This is a genomic window from Methylobacterium sp. Leaf104, assembly GCF_001422885.1.
Classification (GTDB): domain Bacteria; phylum Pseudomonadota; class Alphaproteobacteria; order Rhizobiales; family Beijerinckiaceae; genus Methylobacterium.
Genome location: NZ_LMMZ01000037.1, coordinates 178,135 through 197,641 on the forward strand (window position 1 = coordinate 178,135; position 19,507 = coordinate 197,641).

The following is a 19,507-nucleotide window of genomic DNA, read 5'->3' on the forward strand; positions in this document are numbered from 1 at the left end:
GCCCCGCCGGGAGTCAGCCGAGTCCGCCCATCTCGCGCACCACCGCCCACTCCACCTCGGTGACCGGCTGGACCGAAAGGCGTGAGTTGTTGGCGAGCACCATGGCGGCGAGCCGCGGCTCGGCCTTGATGGCTTCCAGGGTGACGGGGCGCGGCAGCGCCTCCACGGCGCGCAGGTCGACCATGCCGAAGCGGCCGGTCTCGTCGGAATCATCCGGGTAGTAGGGCCGGATCACCGCGACGATCCCCACCACCGCCTTGCCCTCGTTCGAGTGGTAGAAGAACCCGCGCTCGCCCACCTCCATGGCCATGAGGTGCTTCTTGGCGACGTGGTTGCGCACGCCGTTCCAGTGGGTGCCGGCGGCGCCCGCGGCGACCTGCTGCTCCCAGGACCAGGTCGAGGGCTCGGACTTGTAGAGCCAGTAGGCCATGCGCTTCTCCAGAGACGCCGGCTCCATAGCACCGGCCAAGCGTGGCCGTCAGGCCCTTCGGAGCGCGGAGTCCCAGTAGCGGAGGCTCGTGGCGTTGACCGGCGCGCCGGCCTTCCCGTTGCGGGCGGTCACGAAGGCGTGGAACTCGGCCGCCGCCTCGGAGCCCAGGAGATCCGAGACCGCCGAGAGGATGCGGGTGATGCGCAGGTGATTGTGGTCGTGCGAGCGCAGCCAGCCCTCGGTCTCGGCATAGAAGCGGGTCATCCGGCCGAGGGCGGCGCGCAGGCCCGAAAGGGCGGCCGGATCGTTGCGGATCGCCTCGGCCTCGGCCCGGCTCAGCACCGGCGCGCCCGGCACGGCGAGGCTGGCCTCGTGCAGGGGAAAGCACCACTGGATGTAGTCGTGGACGTCCTCGATATGGGCGTCGTCGAAGGCGAGGACGTCCGCGAGGCGCCGGCCGGCGCCGTCGCGGCCGCTGCCGGCCAGGAATCCGCGGACGGGATGCTGACTCACTCGGCTTCTCCTCGCAGCGGCCGCGCCAGCAGAGCGGCGATGACGCCGTCGACGCTGGCCCCGCCCGAGACGATGGCGGCGACCGCCTCGGCCACCGGCATCTCGATGCCCCGCTTGCGCGCGAGGTCGACGAGGGCCGCGGCCGTGAAGGCGCCCTCCGCGAGCTTGCCGCCGGCGGCCGCCTCCGGCGAGGCCCCGGCGCCGAGGCGCTCGCCGAAGGCGAAGTTGCGCGATTGCGGCGAGGAGGCGGTGAGCACGAGGTCGCCGAGGCCGGAGAGGCCCATCAGGGTCTCGGGTCGGCCGCCATAGGCGCGGGCGAAGCGCATGAGCTCGGCGAAGGCCCGGGCGATCAGCGCCGCCCGGGCGCTCTCGCCGAGGCCGCGCCCGGCGACGATGCCCGACGCGATGGCGAGGACGTTCTTGCCGGCCCCGCCGATCTCGACGCCGCGCACGTCGTCGGTGTGGTAGACCCGGAGCGCCGGCCCCGAGAGCGTGCCGGCGAGGCGGGCGGCAAGAGCCGCATCCGCCGCCGCGAGCGTGACCGCGGTGGGCAGGTTGCGGGCGACGTCCGCGGCGAAGCTCGGGCCGGACAGGACCGCCACGGGGGCCGAAGCACCCAGTTGCCCGGCCGCCACCTCGCTCAGGAAGGCGTCGGTGCCGCGCTCGATTCCCTTGGCGCAGAGCACGATGGCGGCCTCCGACGCGAAGGCGGGCGCCAGGTCGGCCAGCACCCCGCGCAGGGTCTGGGCCGGCGTCACCATCAGGACGGTCCCGGCCGTGGCCAGCGCCGACGCTCCGGCCGTGACCGCGATGCGCGCGTGGAGGGGCACGCCCGGCAGGTAGCGGGCGTTCTCGCGGGTGTCCTCCAGCCGTGCGGCCGCCTCCGGATTGCGCAGCCACAGGGTGACGTCGTGCCCCGCCGCGGCGGCCGCGTTGGCGAGGGCCGTGCCCCAGGCGCCGCCGCCGACGACTCCGATCCGTCTCATGCGCGCGTCTCCTGCATCTGGAATGGAGCCCGAGCTTCGAAGGCGCCTGCCTGCAGACGATACAGGAGATGCGGGCGCAGAGGATGCCCCGACGGCAGGGCCGGATGGGGAAAGCCCCCTGCCGGACGCATGCCCAGGCGCTCCATCACCCGGCGCGAGGGCGTGTTCGCCTCGGCGGTGAAGGCGACGATCTCGTGGAGGCCGCAGCGCCCGAACAGGTCGGCGAGGGCGAGGCGTGCGCCCCGCGTGGCGATGCCGAGCCCCCAGGCGCTCCGCGCGAGGCGCCAGCCGATCTCGACGATCCGCCCGGGGCGGTCGCCGCCGGGAAACGGCATCGGGCGCAGGAGGCGCGCGCCGCCGATCATCCCGACGAACCCCCGCCCCTCCATCTCGACGGCCCAGGGACCGAAGCCGTCCACCGCGAAGCGCCGCGCACAGGCCCGTGCCTCGGTCCGGCTGGCGGCCGCGTCCTTCGGAGCGGGGAAGTGGCGCATGACCTCGGGATCGGCATTGAGGGCCGCGAAGGGCGCCTCGTCCTCCGCCTGCCAGGGACGCAGCAGGACGTCACCGTCGCGAAGGCGTTCCGGCGAGGTCGCGGCCTCCGCGTTCCGCAGCTTGCCGCGCAGGGCCAGGGAGCGCCGGTTCAGCGCGAAGAGGTCGGCGCGGCCGGTCAGGACGGCCTCGCCGAGTTCGGTGGCCGCCGCGAGCTGGTCGAGGGGCAGGTTCGCCCAGGCGGGGGCCGGCACGCTCTCGCGCCAGGGTCCGCCGCAGGTGTTGTCGAGGAGGATGCGCGCGAAGCAATGGTCGCGCTGCACGGGCCAGTCCGGGCCGGCGGCCTCGGGCAGGCGCCGCTCCACCAGGGCGCGCCAGCGCAGCCGCGCGGCCTCAGGCAACCGCCTTCGGCTCCGCGAAGGGCCAGCGGGCGCGGGCCGGCGCGGTGAGGTCGTCGACGAGGCCGAGGCGCAGGCGCTCGATCCCGGCCCAGGCGATCATCGCGCCGTTGTCACCGCAGAGGGACAGGGGCGGTGCCACGAAGGCGAGGCCCGCCTCGCCGGCCTGTGTGGTCAGCGCCCGCCGGATCGCGCCGTTGGCCGCGACCCCGCCCGCCGCCACCAGGGCGGTGGGATGGCCGGCGACGGCCGCGAAGTCGCGCATCGCCACCCGCAGGCGGTCGACCACCACGTCGACCACCGCCGCCTGGAAGCTGGCGCAGAGATCGGCGACGTCGACCGAGGAGAGCGGCGCCAGCTTCTCGGCCTCGATCCGCAGGGCGGTCTTCAGGCCGGACAGGGAGAAATTGGCTTCGCGCCGGCCGAGCATCGGCCTGGGCAGGGCGAAGCGCTCCGGATCGCCGGTCTCGGCCATGCGCTCGACCTCGGGGCCGCCCGGGTAGCCGAGGCCGAGGAGCTTGGCGACCTTGTCGAAGGCCTCGCCGATGGCGTCGTCGATGGTGGTGCCGAGGCGGACGTAGTCGCCCACCCCCTTCACCGCCACGAGCTGGGTGTGCCCGCCGGAGGCGAGGAGGAGGAGATAGGGGAAGCCGATGCCGTCGGTGAGCCGCGCCGTCAGCGCATGCGCCTCCAGGTGGTTGACCGCGATCAGGGGCTTGCGCGCCACCAGCGCCAGGGTCTTGGCGGTGACGAGACCGATGAGGACGCCGCCGATCAGGCCCGGCCCCGCCGCCACCGCGATTCCGTCGACCTGGGCCAGGGTCAGGCCGGCGCCGCTCAGCGCCCTCTCGATCAGCCGGTCGAGCACCTCGACATGGGCGCGGGCCGCGATCTCGGGGACGACGCCGCCATAGGCCGCGTGCTCGGCGATCTGGCTCAGCACCTCGTTGGAGAGGATTCGCCCGCGCCCGTTCTCGCCGGGCGCGACCACGGAGGCGGCGGTCTCGTCGCAGGTCGTTTCGATGCCGAGGACGTTCATGGACGGCGGATCATCTCGAAGGAGAGCGGGGTGGCCCGTGGGACGCGCGGCACCCTATCGTCCGCCTCCCCCGGCGGCAACGACGGGTTGCCACCGGCGGCCGGACGGGCATGGATAGGGATCGGCTTCGGGGAGTGCGGGACGGAATGCGGATCTGGGTCGCACGGCCGGAACCGGGAGCGACGCGCACGGGCGCGCGCCTGGCCACCCTCGGGCATCGCCCCCTGGTCGCACCCGTCCTGACCGTGCGGCCCACCGGCGCCCGCCTGCCGGGGGATGCCTTCGCGGGGCTGATCCTCACCAGCGCCAACGCGGTGACGGCCCTGGAACCGGAAGACTGCGCGCGCTTGCGCACCGTTCCGACCTTCGCGGTCGGGAGCCGCACGGCCGCCCTGGCGCGGGCGGCCGGCTTCGCGGATGTCCGCGAAGCGGCGGGTGAGGCGACGTCCCTGGCACGGCTGGTCGCGGCCTCGCTGCCCCCGGGCGCCCGCCTCCTCCACGCCGCCGGGGCCGAGCGCAAGGCGGAGCCCGCCGCCGCCCTGGTCGCGGCCGGATTCCGTCTCACGGTGCAGGACGTCTACGCCGCAACGGCTGCGGCGCGCCTGCCCGGCGCCGTGGCCGAAGGTCTCGGACACGGCGGCCTCGACGCGGCCCTGCACTACTCACGGCGCAGCGCTCAGGTCGCACACGATCTCGCCAGCGCGGAAGGGCTCGGCGGAGCCTTCGCGGCACTGACGCATTACTGCTTGTCGGCCGATGTCGCCGTGCCCCTGGTCGCCGCCGGGGTCGCGGTCCATTTCGTGGCCGAACGCCCCGGGGAGGACGCGCTCTTCGCGGGATTGCCGGCCCCCGGGCCAACAGGATTGCGATAAGGGCCTCGCTCCGGCGGCGGCCCTGGTGCTAGGACGAGCGCAAGAAGCTGCGCCGCCAGCCTCGACCCACCGGGCGCCGGATGCGCCGAACGGGCCGGGCTGCGGGAGACGGGAAGGGAGCCTTGAACCGTGAAACCACCCAACAGCGACGCCAACCGCCCGGGTTCTCCCACGGGTGGCCGGCCGCCCGAGCCCGGCAAGCCCGCCCCGCAGGGCGGCTCCGTTCCGCCGAAGGTCGAGGCATCGGCCAAGCCGGGTCAGCCCGGCGGCACGCCGGGCACCGCTGAGCCGGTCAAGGAAGGCACGAAGACGGACGCCGTGAAGACGGAAGCCGCCAAGGCCGCGATCCTCGCGCCCGATGCCGCCAAAGCCGACACCAGCAAGTCCGATGCCGTGAAGCCGGATGCCTCCAAGCCGGACCTGACCAAGCCCGATCCGCTGGCCGTCGGGTCGGCGAAGACCGATGCGATCAAGGCCGACGCGCCGAAGCCGGATGCCCTCAAGCCCGATCCGCTGAAGACCGACGCACCGAAGGCCGAGGCACCGAGGGCCGAGCCGTTCAAGGCGGATGCCGCGAAATCCGAGCCGCCCCGCTCCGGCGGTTTCGGCGGAACGCAGCCCGGCGCTCGTCCGGGTCAGGCCGTGACCGATGGTCCGATCATCGACCTCAAGGCCAAGCGCATGCCGGACCCGGTGCCGCCGGCGAAACCGGCCGGTGCTGCCGGTGCTGCCGGTGCTGCCGGTGCTGCCGGTGCTGCCGGTGCTGCCGCCGGGATGTCGGGCAAGCCGGTGGACGGCAAGACGCCTGACGGCAAGAGTCTGGACGGCAAGCCCTCTGATCAGAAGGGCGCCTCGGAGCCGCCCAAGGCCGGTGGTCCGACGACGCCGCGCATCACCCCGGCTGCCGCGACGGCCCCCGCCGCTTCGTCCGGGGCCGGATTCGGCTCTCTCGTCACGGCCGGCCTCCTCGGCGGCGTGGTCGGCGCCGGGTTGCTGTTCGGCGTCGCCCGCAGCGGCCTGATGGCGCCGGGCGAGGATGCGCGCATCACCGCCCTCGACCAGCGGATCGCGGCGCTCGCCCCCAAGGATGCGCTGGCGGGCCTCGACAAGCGGGTCGCCGCCAACGAGGCCGCCCTCAAGACCGTGCCCGAGGCGGTCTCGACCGCGCGTCAGGCCCTCGAGAAGGCGAATGCGGCCCAGGGCGGCGCTCCGGCTCCCGCCGAGGGCGCACCGGCCGCCGCGGCTTCGTCCGCCGTCCCGGCGGATCTGGTCGCGCGCCTCGACGCCCTCGACCAGCGCGTCTCGGCCCTGCAGGAGGAGCCGGGGCGCGACCAGGGCGGCGACGCCCGCATGGCGGTGTCGCAGGCGCCCGCGCCGCAGCTCGCCGAGTTCGATCGGCGCCTGAAGGCGATCGAGGGCAAGGTCGATTCCGCACCGAAGCCCCCCGCGCAGCCCGACCTCGCCCCGAAGATCGCCGCCCTCCAGGGTGACGTCGAGGCCAGGACCAAGGCGAATGCCGAGGCGGCTCAGGCGCTGAGCCAGAAGGTGGCCGCCCTCCAGCAATCGCTGGAGGCGCGCGTCCAGGCCGCCACCGAAGCGGTCCAGAGCGCGACGCAGGCGAGCGAGAAGGTCGCCGACGCGAGCAAGGTGCAGGCGGCCGAGGCCGCAAAGGCCGTGGAGCGCCAGCTCCAGGCCCAGGCCGACAAGATCGCCGGCCTCGACAAGGCGGTGTCGGAGCGCGCCGAGACCGCGACGCTGCAGGCGGCCCTGCGCGTCGTCTCGGCCGACCGGATCGTCACCGCCCTCGACACCGGGGCGCCCTACGCCGACGCCCTCTCGGCCCTTCGCGGGCTGGAGCCGGGCGACCCGGCACGGCTCAGCGCGGTCGCGGCCTTCGCCGACAAGGGCGCGCCGACGGCCCGGTCCCTCGCGGCCGAGTTCCGGCCCATCGCCGAGAAGATCGCGGCCAAGCGCCGGGCCGCCCAGAGCAAGGCCGTGGCCGAGACCGGCGACATCGGCACCAAGCTGATGAGCATGGCCGAGTCGATCGTCCAAGTCCGCCGCGTCGAGGCCCCGGCCGGCGGGAGCGGCGCCAGCGCGCCGGCCCCCGACACCGCGCCGAAGGTGCAGGATGCCCTCGACCGCGGCGCGATCAAGGAGGCGGCCGAGGCTTTCGCGGCCTTGCCCGAGGCGGCACGGGCCGAAGCGGGCGAGTTCGGCACCAAGCTGGCCTCCCGCGCCGCCGCCGGCGACGCGGCCCAGGGCCTGCTCGCCGACGCGTTCAAGGGCCTGCCCGCCACCGGCGCCTCCCGTTGAGCGCGCGGCCGCGCGCCCTACTCTGCGACGGGATGCGCGGCGCCCCGGATTTCGCGCGGGAGCACCGAGTGCTTCCGCCCCCGACTCTCGGTGTCGCCGGACCGGCCGACGCCACTCCCAGGAGTTTCTGATCTCATGTGGCGCGCCCTCGCCTTCCTGGCCCTTCTCGCGGTCGCCGCCTACGGCGCGACCTGGGTCGCCGACCATCCCGGCACCGTCACCATCGTGTGGAACGGCTACGAGGTGGCCACCAGCCTCGCCATCGGGCTGATCGGCGTCCTGATCGCCGCCATCCTGGTCGGCTTCATCTGGGCCATCGTGCGGGGCTTCATCACCCTGCCGGAGACCCTGGTGCGCGGGTCGCGCGACCGGCGCCGGGCCAAGGGCTTCTCCGCCCTGTCCCGCGGCATGGTCGCGGTCGGGTCGGGCGATCCCCTCGCCGCCCGCCGCCACGCCAACGATGCCGAGCGCCTGCTCGGCGCCGAGCCGCTGACGCTGCTGCTCAAGGCCCAGGCCGCGCAGATCTCCGGTGACCGCGAGGCCGCCGAGCAGGCCTTCCAGCGCATGGTCAACGACCCCGAGACCCGCGTGCTCGGCCTGCGCGGCCTGTTCGTCGAGGCCCGCCGCCGCGAGGACGATGCCTCCGCCCGCGCCTACGCCGCCGAGGCCGCCCGCCTGGCGCCCAGCGTCACCTGGGCCAACGAGGCCGTGCTCGAGGCGCAATGCGCCGACGGCGACTGGAGCGGCGCCAACGAGACCGTGGAGCGCCGCGCCTCCCTCGGCCTCATCGACAAGGCCTCGGCCCGGCGCCAGCGCGCCGTCCTGCTCACCGCCGCCGCGCAGGAGCGCGAGGCCGGCGAGCCGGAGGCCGCCACCGAGCGCGTCCTCAAGGCCGTCAAGCTCGCCCCCGACCTCGTTCCGGCGGCCGTGCTCGCCGCGCGCCTGATGGTGCGCCGGGGCGACCTGCGGAAGGGCGCCAAGATCATCGAGGCCGCCTGGCGCGCCGGGCCGCATCCCGATCTCGCCAAGACCTACCTCAACCTGCGCACCGGCGACTCCGTGCGCGACCGCATGGCCCGGGCCGAGACCTTGGCCAAGATCTCGTCCTGGCATCCCGAGGCACGGCTCGCCATGGCGCAGGCGGCCTACGAGGCGCGCGAGTTCGGCCAGGCCCGCGAAGCCCTGGCACCGCTCCTCGCCGACCGTCCCACCGTGCGCGCCTGCCTGACCATGGCCCGCATCGAGGAGGCCGAGCACGGTGCCGGCTCGGGCCGCGCCCGCGAGTGGCTGTCGCGGGCCGCCCACGCCCCGCGCGACCCGCTCTGGGTGGCCGACGGCATCGCCTCCGAGCACTGGGCGCCGGTTTCGCCGGTGAGCGGCCGCCTCGACGCCTTCGTGTGGAAGACCCCGACCGAGCTCATCGCCGGTCCCGAGGAGGCGCATGTCGAGGACGAGACTGCGCCCGAGAGCGTGCTCCCGGCCCCGATGCCGCAATCCGCGCCGGCCCCCGCCGCCGCGCCGAAGGGGAACGCGCCGACCGAGACCAAGGCCACCACGGTGCTGTTTCCCTCCGGCGGCAACGGGACAGGATCCAAGGACGGCGTGACCAGGGATCCGGCGCATGCCGGCACGGCTCCGGTGGCCGCCGGCATGGCCGCGGCCGCGGCGAACCCCGCCTCGGCTCCGGTCTCGGGACCGGCCGCGGCGCGCGGCCCCATGGCCGCCAACACCCCCACCCCGGTGGTCTTCCCCCCGCCGAAATCCGGCGAGGACGCCAAGCCGCGCCGCGCGGGCTGAAGGGAGATTCCCGTCCTGATCTGAAGCCCTCGGGCCGACGATCATGACCGGCATGGCGCAAGCAGGGACGGTCCGGTCGGACCGTCCTTAAAGGTCGGTTCACGCAATTCCGCTAATCCCTGCGATCAGCGAGTTCTGCGTAACCGAAGTGCCATGTCCCCATCATTCGACGATGCGCCGGACCTCTCCGGCCTGATCGAATTGTCGCGTCTCGACAATCTCGACCTGAAACCCGTCATCCTCCGGGTGCAGACGGATCTCTTCCTCTCGGCCACGGTCCGGGACCGCAAGACCGTGTCGGCCTTCGCTTCCCTGGCCGGCGGACTGATCCCGATCGTCGACGACGAGACGGCCGAGATCGTCGCCCGTAAGCTCGCGCCCTTCCCCGACACGCCGCCCGCCCTGCTGGCCGCCCTGGTGGAGCGCGGCGGCGGTGCCCGGGACGCCGTACTCGCGCAGGCGCCGATCCTCACCCCGTCGATGATCCAGGCCGCCCTGACGGAGGATTCCGAGCTCGGCCCCGCCATCGCCAGCCGGCACGATCTCGGCCGCTCCACCCTCGCGGACCTGATCGCGCGCGAGGACGCCACCATCGACCGGTCCCTCGCCGCCAATCCCGCCGTCAACCTCCAGGGCGAGATGCTGGCGCGCCTCGTCGCCCGCGCCCGAAAGGCGCCCGATCTCGCCCGCACGCTCCTCGCCCGCCAGGATCTGGCCCATTCCGACGTGGCGCCGCTCTTCCTCCTGGCCGACGAGACCCGCCGCGAGGCCATCGGCCATGCGATGATGGCGACGGCGGCCTTGCGGCCGAGCCCGCCCGCGCCGCGCGAGGCCGGGGCGGTGCTCACCGGGTTCTCGGCCCGGGGCGACGTCGCCGGCTTCGTGGCCGCGCTGACCGAGATGCTCGGCCTGCCCAAGGGATTCCTCGCCGCGACGCCCGATCCGTCCCTGCGCTACGAACTGCTCACCGTCGCCCTGCGCGCCGCCGGCCTGCACGAGGAGGAGGCGGTCTACATCTACCTGACCCTGAACGAGGCCGTCGCCCGCTCGGTCGACCGGGTCTTCGACCTGGTCAAACTGTTCCGGACCCTGCCGCGGGCCGCCGCGCGCGACCTCCTGGCGGCGATCCTCGACTGGACCCCGCAGGATCGCGCCGCCGCGACGGCCCACCAGCCTTATCACGCCCCCGACGCACCACGTCCGCGGGTCCAGGCTTCGGCGTCCGAGCGCCCGCCCCTGCGCACGCCCCTGCCGAGCCGGCAGCGCCAGACCACCTGAAGGCGGCGCCGGCCGGCAACCGGCCGGCATGGCCTATTCGGCGAGGTCGAGGCGATGGCGCCCGGCGCGGTCGTCGATCTCGACGATCCAGAGGTCGTCGTCGAAGCGCAGCTCCTTGCCGAGCCTGATCTCCACGTCGGCGGGCGAGGCCTCGCTGAGGAGGGCCACGAAGCGGCGGTCGCCGTCGCCTTCGGAATCGACCAGCGATTGCGGGGCCGGCCCGTAGAGATCGGCGCGGCCGTCGAGGCGATCCACCTTCACGAAGATCGCCCCCGCCTCGGGGGAGCCGCGCCGGCGCTGGACCGCGGCGATGCCCTCGATGTCGAGGCGGCGAAGATGGGCGGAGACCCAGAAATCCGAGCGCAGGCGTGCCATGCGCGGGTCTATAGCACGCCGCCCCGCCGGATCAGCCCCGCGTCACCCCCGCCCGGGTGGCGAGCTCGCGGAAGGTCCGCTGCGAGGGCTCGCCCTTCACCGGCAGCTTGCGGTCCCGCTCGAACTTCTCGATCGCCGCCCGGGTGCTCGCGCCCATCAGGCCGTCGGCCTTGAGCGGCCCGTAGCCGAGCTTGACCAGGGCGCGCTGCGCCTGGGCGATCGACAATCCGCCGAGGCTCGCGACCGAGGCGGTGGTCTCGGCGCCCGCCGACTCGCCGGATCTGATGAGCTCGCCGATGCCGTCCCGCGGCGCCTTGGCCGCACCTTCGGACCCGGCCGGCTCGTCCCTCGCCTCGGACCTGGCCACTTCGGACCTGGTCGCGTCCGCCTTGGCGACCTCCCCCTTGGCCACCTCCCCCTTGGCGACTGCGGAAGCCGGCGGCTTCGGCCCTTCGGCCGCGCGGGAGACCGTCGCATTCGGAGGAAGCTTCGGGAAGATCGGCGCGGGGTGGCGGCCCATCTGATAGCCCAGCGCGTTCAGGCAGATCATCGATACCGCGCCGAGGACGGCGGCGACCCCGAGCACCTCGCCGGGATGGCGCAGGACGGCGCGGCCGGCGCCTCCAGCCAGCGCGCTCAGTCCCGCCAGGCGGCCGGGGGGCGGGCGGCGCCGGGCCACGGGCCGCGCCTCGCGGGTGCGGGTCGGAACCACGATCTCTCGCTGGTCGCGGCGTGCGTGCGGCTCGCGCATCGGATCTCCTCAGGGCTGGTCGCAACGGCGTCCGGGCCTCGCGCGATGCGAGGCCCGGGCCGCCCGGTGCTGGCAGGATTCCGGCGCGCTCATCCGACGCGCCGCAAGGGAACGTAGCTCTCGCGCACCGGCTCGGGGCTCGATTCGAACAGGCCCATCGGCCGGCGCATCGGCACGGGACCGTCCTTGGCGGCGGCGACGAGGCTGCCGCCGGCGATCGGCGAGCGCAGGCGGGTGCGGATGGTCGCGGCCGGGATGGCACCGGTGGTGGCCCGGCACTCGCGCGGGAGGGTGACGGTGATCGTGGTGCCCTCGCCGCGGGTGCTCTCGATGAGGATGGCGCCGCCATGCAGGCCGACGAGGCCCTGCACCACGGAGAGACCGAGGCCGGTCCCCTCGTGGGTGCGCTCGTAGCCGCCGGCACATTGGTAGAAGGGGCTTCCGACGCGGGGCAGGTCGGCCTCGCTGATGCCGATGCCCGTATCGGCGACGATGAGGTCGAGGTGCTTGCCCGAGCCGCGCAGGCCGACCTCCACCCGCCCGCCGCGCGGGGTGAACTTCAGCGCGTTCGACAGGAGGTTGATGAACATCTGCCGGCAGGCGCGCATGTCGGCGGTGATCTCCACCGGGGCGGCGCTGGCGTCGCGCACCAGGGTGATGCCGGCCTGGTCGAACTTGAGCTGCATGAGGGTGCAGCAGGTCTGGACCAGGGCCGAGAGGTCGAAGGGCTCCGGGGCGTAGTCGAAGTGGCCGCTCTGGATGCGCGACATGTCGAGGAGCGTGTTCACCACTTCCAGCAGGTGCTGGCCGGAATTGCGGATGATGCCGGCATATTCGCGGGTGCGCTCGGGATCGGTGGCGATGCCGCCCTCCCCCGACAGCACCTCGGAGAACCCGATGATGGCGTTCAGCGGCGTGCGCAGCTCGTGGCTGACATTGGCGAGGAAGCGGCTCTTCACCTCGTCGGCGCGCTCGGCCTCGGCGCGGGCCTGCTCCAGCTCCTCCGCGTGGCGGCGATGCTCGGTCACGTCGCGCGTCACCGCGACGACGCTCGACTGCAAGCGGCCGGGCACGGCCGTCTCCGCCGCCTGCTCGTCGATCCGGTGGATGCGCATCTCGGCGAAGATGACCCGGGACGCGCCTTCGGCGCGGGCGGTCGCGAAGTCGAGGTGCAGGCGGAACTGCACCCGCGCCGGACGGCCATGGGCGGCGACGTCGCTCAAAGCCTGCAGCAGGAGGGGGCGGTCACCGACATGGACCCGTTCGAGCAGGCCGTGGCCGTGCAGGGCCGTCGGCTCGGCGCCGAGGAAGCGGCTGGCCGAGGCGCTGGCGTCGAGGACGCGGCCGTTGTGGTCGTGCCACGTCACGAGGTCGTCGATCGCCGAGAGCAGCATGCGGTCGCGGCGCTCGTTGTCGCGCAGGCGGGCGAGCCAGCGGCCTTCGTGCCGGAAATGTTCGAGGGCCTGGGCCGCGATGTGCCCGATCGCCGTGATCGCGAAGACCGGCATCGCCAAGGCCCGCGACCATTCGGGCAGAGGCGTGCCCTCGGTGAGGGGCGGCAGCACGGCCACGGCCAGCGCGCCCAAGGCCGCGACGATGGCGGCCGCCAGGGTGGCGCGCCGCGAGCCCGAGACCACGGCCTCCAGGGGAATCGCCACCAGCCAGATCGCGGCGGCGGAATTGGCGCCTCCGGTCATCATCGCGAGGCAGACCACCACGCCGGTGAGGCCGGCCGAGGAGATGGCGTGGGCGAGCCAGAGAATGCCGGTGCGGGAGAGGAGGACGGCGGCGAAGACCGGCAGCATCAGGCTGGCGATCGCCAGGGCCTCGACGCCGGTCGGAACCCCGCGCAAGACGAGGTAGGGCGGCAGCCCCAGCATCATCATCAGGCCGGTGGCGAGGCGGGAGACGAGGAAGCGCTCGTGCCGGAAGCGCACGCCGCCATCCTCTGTCACCGACTCATGGACGAGCCCGGTGAGGCGGACATCGATGAGGGAAGCCAGGGCACCGTAGATACGCAATACCGACACGCACAGCGCGGACGATGACCCGACGGCCACCCCGACGCCCCTTGGCTCGACGAACACTCGACTGAGGCGAACGTCGCAGAGCCGACTTAAGCGAGTCTTGCGCTAGACAGTCCGATTGTCTCCGCATGCTTTCCGGGACGTAACCGTGACCGGTCGCCGAGACAGACCTTTTCGGGGCATGACACGAAAAAGCCTCGAAATGCATCGCGCTAAGCTTGTGTTCACCATTCCGGCGCTTTGCGGGCGACGGGTCAAGCGGTCTTTACCGGTCGCCCGCGACGGTCGGCGCGCCTCCCGCAGGGGCGCGTCCGGGCCAGACCCATGTCATTCCTCATCCGTGCCGGCCTGGTGATCGGCGCCCTGTCCTGGCTGGCACTCCAGCGCCAGGGCGAGTCTCTGCCGGCGGGGCCGGCCGCCGCCGGCGCGGCCGCGGCGGCCTGGGACGCCCTTCCCGCCGAAATGCGTGACGCGGCCTTGCGCGAGGGCGCCGCCGAGATCGGGCGGCGGGCCGGCCAGACGCTCGCCGCGTCCGCGATTTCCCGTGACACCTTGTCGGAGAGTGACAGGAAAGTTCCCTGGCGGGGCGCGCAAAGCCACGCTGATCGCGCTAGGCATGCGGAGCGCGGGGAACGCACGGCCCCGTGATGCGGTAGGCGATTCGCAGCGCGGACGAGGGACGTAGCGGATGTTCGGCTTTGGAATGGAATACGAGGGCGCGGCCTTCTGGCTGCCACTCGTCTGGGCCGCGCTGCTCGCGGTCGCGGTGGCGATGTACGTCGTCATCGACGGGTTCGACCTCGGGGTCGGCATCCTGTTCACGGCGGCGCGGAAGGGCAACTGGCGCGACCGCATGATGCTCTCGGTCGCCCCGATCTGGGACGGCAACGAGACCTGGCTGGTCCTCGGCGGCGGCGGGCTGTTCGCGGTGTTCACCGTCGCCTACGCCATCCTGCTGCCGGCCCTCTACATCCCAATCATCCTGATGCTGATCGCCCTGATCTTCCGCGGCGTCGCCTTCGAGTTCCGATTCAAGGCCAACCGCTCGCAGTTCGTCTGGGACTACGCCTTCCATTACGGCTCCCTGGTGGCGACCTTCGCGCAAGGCATGGTGCTCGGGGCCTTCGTCCAGGGCTTCAAGGTCGAGGGTCGCGGCTTCTCCGGCGGCACCATGGACTGGCTCACCCCCTTCAGCGTGCTGACCGGAATCGGCCTCGTCTGCGGCTACGGCCTGCTCGGCGCGACCTGGTGCGTGATGAAGACCTCGGGCGAGCTCGAGATCTGGGCCCGGCGCAAGAGCCTGCAGTTCCTGGCCGCCACCATCGTGTCGATGGCGGTGGTGAGCGCCTGGGTGCCGTTCCTCGGGCTCGACATCCAGTGGCGCTGGATCTCCTGGCCGAACATCCTCTACGTGGCGCCCGTGCCGATGGTGACGGCCCTCGTCGCCTGGGGCATCTTCCAGGGCATCCGCGACGGTCGCCACGTGGCGCCCTTCCTCCTCACCATCGCGCTGTTCCTGCTGGGCTTCCTCGGCCTCGCCATCAGCCTGTTCCCCTACATCGTGCCGCCGCACTACACGATCTGGCAGGCGGCCAACGCGGTCAGCGCCCTGCAATTCGCCCTCGTCGGCTACGCCGTGGTGATGCCCCTGACCCTCGCCTATACCGGCTACGCCTACTGGGTCTTCCGGGGTAAGGTGGCGGAGGACATCGAATCCGGGGGCTACGGGCATTGAGCGGGCGCTCGTCCGCCGCCAAGGGCCGCCGGCTGCTCTGGTTCGTCGCGTTCTATGCCGCCAGCCTCGTGACCTTCACGGCGCTGGTCTACTTCCTGCGCGCCATCGTGAAGGGGTGACCGGCGCCCCGGTTCCCGGTGAAGGCGCCGCCCGGACGCCCCATTCCGGCAGGCGCGGGATGGGGTGAGGCCTGTGGGCTCACCCCCACAATGCGGGCTCGGGCGGGTGGATCAGGCTGCCCTCGAAGCGCAGGGCCGGCTCCCGGTCGCGGGCCAGCAGGAGCGGGCCGTCGAGGTCGACGTACTCCGCGTGGTGGGCGAGCAGCATGGCGGGCGCCATGGCGAGGGACGTGCCGACCATGCAGCCGATCATCAGGGAGAAGCCGCGCGCCCGCGCCTCGTGGGCCAGCATCACTGCCTCGGTCAGGCCACCGGCCTTGTCGAGCTTGATGTTGATGGCGTCGTAGCGCCGGCTGAGGGCGTCGAGGCCGGCGCGGTCGTGCAGGCTCTCGTCGGCGCAGATCGGGATCGGCCGGCCGATCTCGGCGAGGAGCGCGTCCTCCCCGGCGGGCAGGGGCTGCTCGATCAGCCGGACATCGGCGGCGACGCAGGCCGCGAGGTTGGCCTCGATCGTGTCCGGGCGCCAGGCCTCGTTGGCATCCACGATAAGACGGGACTCGGGCGCGCCGCGCCGCACGGCGGCGATCCGCTCGGGGTCGCCGGCGCCGCCGAGCTTCACCTTGAGGAGCGGCCGGTGGGCGGCCTTGCGCGCGGCCGCCTCCATGCTCTCGGGATCGCCGAGGCTGAGGGTGTAGGCGGTGGTGGCCACCTGCGGCGCGGACAGGCCGGCGATGGCGAAGGCGGGGCGCCCGAGCTGCTTGGCCTCCAGGTCGAACAGGGCGCAGTCGAGGGCGTTGCGCGCGGCCCCGGCCTTCATCCCGACCTGCAGGTCGGCCCGGGTCGCCCCCATGGCGATCGCCTCGGCATGATCCTGAATCAGCGCGACGACGCTCTCCACGGTCTCGCCGTAGCGGGCATAGGGCACGCACTCGCCGCGCCCGGCCCGGCCCTCCGCGTCGGTGACGGTGGCGACGACCACCACCGCCTCGGTGCGGCTGCCCCGCGCGATGGTGAAGGCGCCCGCGATCGGGAAGCGCTCGACCGCGACGTCGAGGCGCCGGGTCACGCGCTCGCCCCCGTGGTCGCGGGCGGGAATTCGGCGACGATCCGGTCGACGATCTCCTCCACGCCGAAGCGGACCGGGTCTGTGGCCGGCAGGTCGTGCGCGCGGGCGAGGTCGGCGAGGAGCGTCCGGGCCGCCCCCTCCTCCAGGTCCTGGGTGTTGACGGCGATGCCCACCGGACGGATGTCCGGGTTGGTCAGGCGTCCGAGCTGGACCGTGAGATCGATCACCTGCCGGATGCTGGGCAGCGGGTGCTGGACGCCGCGCATGGTCGTCCGGGTCGGCTCGTGGCAGACCACGAAGGCATCGGCCTGCGCCCCGTGCAGCAGCCCGAGGCTGACGCCGGCGAAGGAGGGGTGGAACAGCGAACCCTGGCCCTCGAGCAGGTCCCAGTGGTCCGGAGCGGCCGCGGGCGCGATCCACTCGACGGCGCCGGAGATGAAATCGGCCACCACCGCGTCGATGGCGACGCCGCGCCCCGAGATGAAGACGCCGGTCTGGCCGGTGGCGCGGAAATCCGCGTCGAGCCCGCGCTCGCGCATGCCGCGCTCCAGGGCGAGCACGGTGTACTTCTTGCCCACCGAGCAGTCGGTGCCGACGCTGAGCAGGCGGCGGCCGGGCCGCCGGCTGCCCTTGCCGGTGGCGAAGGTCTCGGAGGTGTGGCGCACGTCGTGGAGCCGGCGGCCGTTCCGCTCGGCGGCCTCGGAGATCGCCGGCACCGCCCCGAGGCGCGCATGCAGCCCGCTGGCGATGTCGAGTCCCGCCTCCAGGGCCGAGACGACCTCGGCGATCCAGTGCTCCGGCAGGACGCCGCCGGCATTGGCGACGCCGATCACCATCGTGCGGCAGCCCTTCGCGACGGCCTCGGCCAGGGTGAGGTCCGGGATCCCGAGATCGGCGGCGCAGCCCGGCAGGCGCAGCTGGCCGACGCACCACTCGGGACGCCAGTCCTTGATGCCGTAGGCCGTCTTGGCGGCGAGGCGATCGGGCACGTCGCCGAGGAACATCAGGTAGGGCGTCTCGATCTGCATCGCGTCACTCATCGGCCGAGGATGGACCCCTCGCCTCCTCCTATGCGCGATGATCACGGCGCTGCCAAATCGTGCAATCCGCCGGCATTCGCCGGCAGAACGGGCTTGCGGGCCGGCGCGATGTCGGGTGTGGTCGCCGGACGATAAGAGACGGATAAGATTCCGCGAAGAGGAAACGTTGCGCGCATGAAGATGTACGGCAATTGGCGCTCGGCCGCGGCCTTCCGGGTCCGGGTCGCGCTCAATCTCAAGGGCATCGCCTACGAGGAAGTCTTTCTCGACCTCGACGCCGGCGAGCAGTTCAACCCGGACTTCCTCGCGATCAACCCGCAGGGCGCGGTGCCGGCCTTCTTCGATGGCGACGGTCCGCCGCTGATCCAGTCGCTGGCGATCCTCGACTATCTCGAGGACATCCATCCGGCCACGCCACTCCTGCCGAGCCAGCCCCGCGAACGCGCCCGCGCCCGCTCCCTGGCCCAGGTCGTGGCCTGCGACACCCATCCGCTCTACGTGCCGCGGGTGCGCAACTTCCTGATGGAGACCTACGACCTGCCGCGCGAGCGCATGCTCGGCTTCGTGCGCCACTGGATGGCGAGCGGTCTGAAGACCCTGGAGACCCGCCTCACCGGGGAGCCCGGCACCGGGCGCTACGCGCAAGGGGACGCCGTCAGCCACGCCGATCTCTGCCTGGTCAGCCTCTGGGTCGGCACCGGCATCTTCGGTGTCGACACCGCGCCGTTCCCGACCGTGCGCCGGATCGCCGAGGATTGCCTCGCCCAGGACGCCTTCGCCCGGGCGCATCCCCTGCGCCAGCCGGGCGCACCGGCGTGACGGGAATAGCGGTCGTTTTCTAATCCTTCTAAGCTCCAACGCGGGATGAACATGCGTCGCCCGTCGTGGGGGCACGTATCCGCGGCACACGAGGACCTCAGAGACATGGTACCGGGCGAAACCGAGGACACATTACACCGCATCGTAGTCGTTGGCGGCGGCGCGGCGGGCCTGCAGCTCGCCACGAAGCTGGGAGACAAGCTCGGTCGCACGCAGAAGGCCCACGTCACCCTGGTCGACCGGGCCCGGACCCACATCTGGAAGCCGCTGCTGCACGAGGTCGCCGCCGGCAGCCTCGATGTCGGACACCACGCGGTCGACTACCTGCACCATGCCCACCGGCACCATTTCCGCTACCGCATCGGCGAGATGACCGGCCTCGACCGCGCCAAGCGCGTGATCCACCTCGCGGCCAGCCACGACACCGAGGGGCGCGAGGTCACGCCCGTGCGCGAGATCCCCTACGACACGCTGGTGATGGCGGTGGGCTCCACCACCAACGACTTCGGCACGCCCGGCGTGCAGGAGAACGCCATCGCCCTCGACACCCAGGGCCAGGCGGTGCGCTTCCACCAGCGCCTGATCAACGGCATGCTGCGCGCCCACACCCAGCCGGGTCCGGTGCGGCCGGGCCAGCTCCACGTCACGGTGATCGGCGCCGGCGCGACCGGCACCGAGCTCGCCGCCGAGCTCCACCGCACCACCCGCGACGTGGCCGCCACCGGCCTCGACCGCATCGACCCGGCCAAGGATCTGAAGATCACCCTGGTCGAGGCGGCGAGCCGCATCCTGCCGGCGGTGCCGGAGCGGATGTCCCGGGACGTCATGGTGCTGCTCGACAAGATCGGCGTCGAGGTCCGCACCGGGGCGCGGGTCACGGAAGTCCGGCCCGACGGCGTCCAGCTCGCCGATGGCGGCTTCATCCCCTCCGAGCTCGTGGTCTGGGCGGCCGGCGTGAAGGCGCCGCAGTTCCTGCACGAGATCGGCGGCCTCGAGACCACGCGCAACAACCAGCTCGTGGTGACGCCGACCCTGCAGACCACCCGCGACCCGGACATCTTCGCGATGGGCGACTGCGCCTACCTGGTGGAGAAGGGCTCCGACACGCCGATCCCGCCCCGCGCCCAGGCCGCGCACCAGCAGGCCTCGCACCTCATCAAGATCATCCCCGACAAGATGGCCGGCAGGCCCCTGAAGGCCTTCAAGTACCGCGACTTCGGCTCGCTGGTCTCGCTGGGCGAATACTCCACCGTCGGCAGCCTGATGGGATTCATCAAGGGCAAGAACATGTTCATCGCCGGGCTGTTCGCCCGGATGATGTACCGTTCGCTCTACAAGATGCACGAGCAGGCCCTGCACGGCACGGTGAAGACGACCCTCGACGCGGTCGCCCGGGCGCTGACCCGGCGCACCGAGTCACGCGTGAAGCTGCACTGAGCACAGCTGGGAAGCGA

19 protein-coding genes are annotated in these 19,507 nt (G+C 72.9%); 9 read left to right on the plus strand and 10 right to left on the minus strand.

The window, feature by feature from the left end; genetic code table 11:
- Window positions 1-13: 13 nt before the first annotated feature.
- Genes ASF49_RS17790 through tsaD form a run of 5 tightly spaced genes read right to left on the minus strand, consistent with a single transcriptional unit; the run spans window position 14 to window position 3,858 of the window.
- Window positions 14-430 carry an EVE domain-containing protein gene (locus ASF49_RS17790; RefSeq protein WP_056476396.1) on the minus strand — a complete coding sequence of 139 codons (417 nt, stop codon included), beginning with the start codon at window positions 428-430 and terminating at the stop codon, window positions 14-16.
- Between the two features lie 48 nt (window positions 431-478).
- Complete coding sequence (locus ASF49_RS17795; RefSeq protein WP_056476001.1) at window positions 479-943, minus strand: opioid growth factor receptor-related protein; 465 nt, start codon at window positions 941-943, stop codon at window positions 479-481.
- Window positions 940-1,929 (minus strand): NAD(P)H-dependent glycerol-3-phosphate dehydrogenase, encoded by a 990-nt coding sequence (locus ASF49_RS17800; protein WP_056476004.1) that lies wholly within the window; start codon window positions 1,927-1,929, stop codon window positions 940-942. The genes ASF49_RS17795 and ASF49_RS17800 overlap by 4 nt, the downstream gene beginning before the upstream one ends.
- Window positions 1,926-2,822: a GNAT family N-acetyltransferase gene (locus ASF49_RS17805; RefSeq protein ID WP_056476007.1), complete on the minus strand. Its 897-nt coding sequence runs from the start codon at window positions 2,820-2,822 to the stop codon at window positions 1,926-1,928. The genes ASF49_RS17800 and ASF49_RS17805 overlap by 4 nt, the downstream gene beginning before the upstream one ends.
- Window positions 2,815-3,858, minus strand: a complete 1,044-nt coding sequence (tsaD, locus tag ASF49_RS17810; RefSeq protein WP_056476010.1) for a tRNA (adenosine(37)-N6)-threonylcarbamoyltransferase complex transferase subunit TsaD — start codon at window positions 3,856-3,858, stop codon at window positions 2,815-2,817. Before tsaD ends, ASF49_RS17805 begins: the two co-directional genes overlap by 8 nt.
- A 146-nt stretch (window positions 3,859-4,004) precedes the next feature.
- Between tsaD and ASF49_RS17815 the strand changes: the two genes are divergently transcribed.
- The 4 genes from ASF49_RS17815 to ASF49_RS17830 all read left to right on the plus strand — a co-directional run bounded on the left by ASF49_RS17815 (window position 4,005) and on the right by ASF49_RS17830 (window position 10,121).
- Window positions 4,005-4,730, plus strand: coding sequence for a uroporphyrinogen-III synthase (locus ASF49_RS17815; protein WP_056476012.1), 726 nt, complete (start codon window positions 4,005-4,007; stop codon window positions 4,728-4,730).
- A 129-nt stretch (window positions 4,731-4,859) separates the two neighbouring features.
- Complete coding sequence (locus ASF49_RS17820) at window positions 4,860-7,046, plus strand: hypothetical protein (RefSeq protein ID WP_056476015.1); 2,187 nt, start codon at window positions 4,860-4,862, stop codon at window positions 7,044-7,046.
- Between the two features lie 135 nt (window positions 7,047-7,181).
- On the plus strand, window positions 7,182-8,843 hold the full coding sequence (locus tag ASF49_RS17825) for a heme biosynthesis protein HemY (RefSeq protein WP_056476019.1): 1,662 nt from the start codon (window positions 7,182-7,184) through the stop codon (window positions 8,841-8,843).
- A gap of 153 nt (window positions 8,844-8,996) precedes the next feature.
- A complete protein-coding gene (locus ASF49_RS17830) occupies window positions 8,997-10,121 on the plus strand; it encodes a DUF2336 domain-containing protein (RefSeq protein ID WP_056476022.1) in 1,125 nt (374 codons plus the stop codon).
- A gap of 33 nt (window positions 10,122-10,154) precedes the next feature.
- On the opposite strand, the gene ASF49_RS17835 is transcribed toward ASF49_RS17830, so the two are convergent.
- The 3 genes from ASF49_RS17835 to ASF49_RS17845 all read right to left on the minus strand — a co-directional run bounded on the left by ASF49_RS17835 (window position 10,155) and on the right by ASF49_RS17845 (window position 13,277).
- Entirely contained in the window at window positions 10,155-10,496 is a 342-nt protein-coding gene (locus ASF49_RS17835; RefSeq protein ID WP_056476025.1) for a DUF1491 family protein, read from the minus strand.
- Window positions 10,497-10,527: 31 nt separating this feature from the next.
- Window positions 10,528-11,247 carry a peptidoglycan-binding domain-containing protein gene (locus tag ASF49_RS17840; RefSeq protein WP_056476029.1) on the minus strand — a complete coding sequence of 240 codons (720 nt, stop codon included), beginning with the start codon at window positions 11,245-11,247 and terminating at the stop codon, window positions 10,528-10,530.
- A gap of 89 nt (window positions 11,248-11,336) precedes the next feature.
- Window positions 11,337-13,277 (minus strand): sensor histidine kinase, encoded by a 1,941-nt coding sequence (locus tag ASF49_RS17845; protein ID WP_056476398.1) that lies wholly within the window; start codon window positions 13,275-13,277, stop codon window positions 11,337-11,339.
- 321 nt (window positions 13,278-13,598) lie between these two features.
- Between ASF49_RS17845 and ASF49_RS17850 the strand changes: the two genes are divergently transcribed.
- From ASF49_RS17850 to ASF49_RS24755, 3 genes are read left to right on the plus strand one after another with little or no spacing between them, the layout of a single operon-like run.
- On the plus strand, window positions 13,599-13,922 hold the full coding sequence (locus ASF49_RS17850) for a hypothetical protein (RefSeq protein ID WP_056476032.1): 324 nt from the start codon (window positions 13,599-13,601) through the stop codon (window positions 13,920-13,922).
- Window positions 13,923-13,962: 40 nt separating this feature from the next.
- Window positions 13,963-15,009: a cytochrome d ubiquinol oxidase subunit II gene (gene cydB / locus ASF49_RS17855; RefSeq protein WP_056476035.1), complete on the plus strand. Its 1,047-nt coding sequence runs from the start codon at window positions 13,963-13,965 to the stop codon at window positions 15,007-15,009.
- On the plus strand, window positions 15,006-15,128 hold the full coding sequence (locus ASF49_RS24755) for a hypothetical protein (RefSeq protein WP_272481512.1): 123 nt from the start codon (window positions 15,006-15,008) through the stop codon (window positions 15,126-15,128). The genes cydB and ASF49_RS24755 overlap by 4 nt, the downstream gene beginning before the upstream one ends.
- Window positions 15,129-15,207: 79 nt before the next feature.
- Here the strand turns inward: ASF49_RS24755 and dgcA are convergent, their stop codons facing one another.
- Window positions 15,208-16,194 (minus strand): N-acetyl-D-Glu racemase DgcA, encoded by a 987-nt coding sequence (dgcA, locus tag ASF49_RS17860; RefSeq protein ID WP_056476044.1) that lies wholly within the window; start codon window positions 16,192-16,194, stop codon window positions 15,208-15,210.
- Window positions 16,191-17,222, minus strand: a complete 1,032-nt coding sequence (gene dgcN, locus ASF49_RS17865) for an N-acetyltransferase DgcN (RefSeq protein ID WP_056476046.1) — start codon at window positions 17,220-17,222, stop codon at window positions 16,191-16,193. Before dgcN ends, dgcA begins: the two co-directional genes overlap by 4 nt.
- Before the next feature lie 186 nt (window positions 17,223-17,408).
- Between dgcN and maiA the strand changes: the two genes are divergently transcribed.
- Window positions 17,409-18,053 carry a maleylacetoacetate isomerase gene (maiA, locus tag ASF49_RS17870; RefSeq protein ID WP_056476049.1) on the plus strand — a complete coding sequence of 215 codons (645 nt, stop codon included), beginning with the start codon at window positions 17,409-17,411 and terminating at the stop codon, window positions 18,051-18,053.
- 105 nt (window positions 18,054-18,158) lie between these two features.
- A complete protein-coding gene (locus ASF49_RS17875; protein ID WP_056476054.1) occupies window positions 18,159-19,490 on the plus strand; it encodes an NAD(P)/FAD-dependent oxidoreductase in 1,332 nt (443 codons plus the stop codon).
- Window positions 19,491-19,507: the final 17 nt, after the last annotated feature.

Coding starts and splice junctions, on each gene's coding strand:
- ASF49_RS17790 (WP_056476396.1), bottom strand. CDS start 430: ATGGCCTACTGGCTCTACAAGTCCGAGCCCTCGACCTGGTCCTGGGAG.
- ASF49_RS17800 (WP_056476004.1), bottom strand. CDS start 1,929: ATGAGACGGATCGGAGTCGTCGGCGGCGGCGCCTGGGGCACGGCCCTC.
- tsaD (WP_056476010.1), bottom strand. CDS start 3,858: ATGAACGTCCTCGGCATCGAAACGACCTGCGACGAGACCGCCGCCTCC.
- ASF49_RS17815 (WP_056476012.1), top strand. CDS start 4,005: ATGCGGATCTGGGTCGCACGGCCGGAACCGGGAGCGACGCGCACGGGC.
- ASF49_RS17825 (WP_056476019.1), top strand. CDS start 7,182: ATGTGGCGCGCCCTCGCCTTCCTGGCCCTTCTCGCGGTCGCCGCCTAC.
- ASF49_RS17830 (WP_056476022.1), top strand. CDS start 8,997: ATGTCCCCATCATTCGACGATGCGCCGGACCTCTCCGGCCTGATCGAA.
- ASF49_RS17835 (WP_056476025.1), bottom strand. CDS start 10,496: ATGGCACGCCTGCGCTCGGATTTCTGGGTCTCCGCCCATCTTCGCCGC.
- ASF49_RS17840 (WP_056476029.1), bottom strand. CDS start 11,247: ATGCGCGAGCCGCACGCACGCCGCGACCAGCGAGAGATCGTGGTTCCG.
- ASF49_RS17850 (WP_056476032.1), top strand. CDS start 13,599: ATGTCATTCCTCATCCGTGCCGGCCTGGTGATCGGCGCCCTGTCCTGG.
- cydB (WP_056476035.1), top strand. CDS start 13,963: ATGTTCGGCTTTGGAATGGAATACGAGGGCGCGGCCTTCTGGCTGCCA.
- dgcN (WP_056476046.1), bottom strand. CDS start 17,222: ATGCAGATCGAGACGCCCTACCTGATGTTCCTCGGCGACGTGCCCGAT.
- maiA (WP_056476049.1), top strand. CDS start 17,409: ATGAAGATGTACGGCAATTGGCGCTCGGCCGCGGCCTTCCGGGTCCGG.
- ASF49_RS17875 (WP_056476054.1), top strand. CDS start 18,159: ATGGTACCGGGCGAAACCGAGGACACATTACACCGCATCGTAGTCGTT.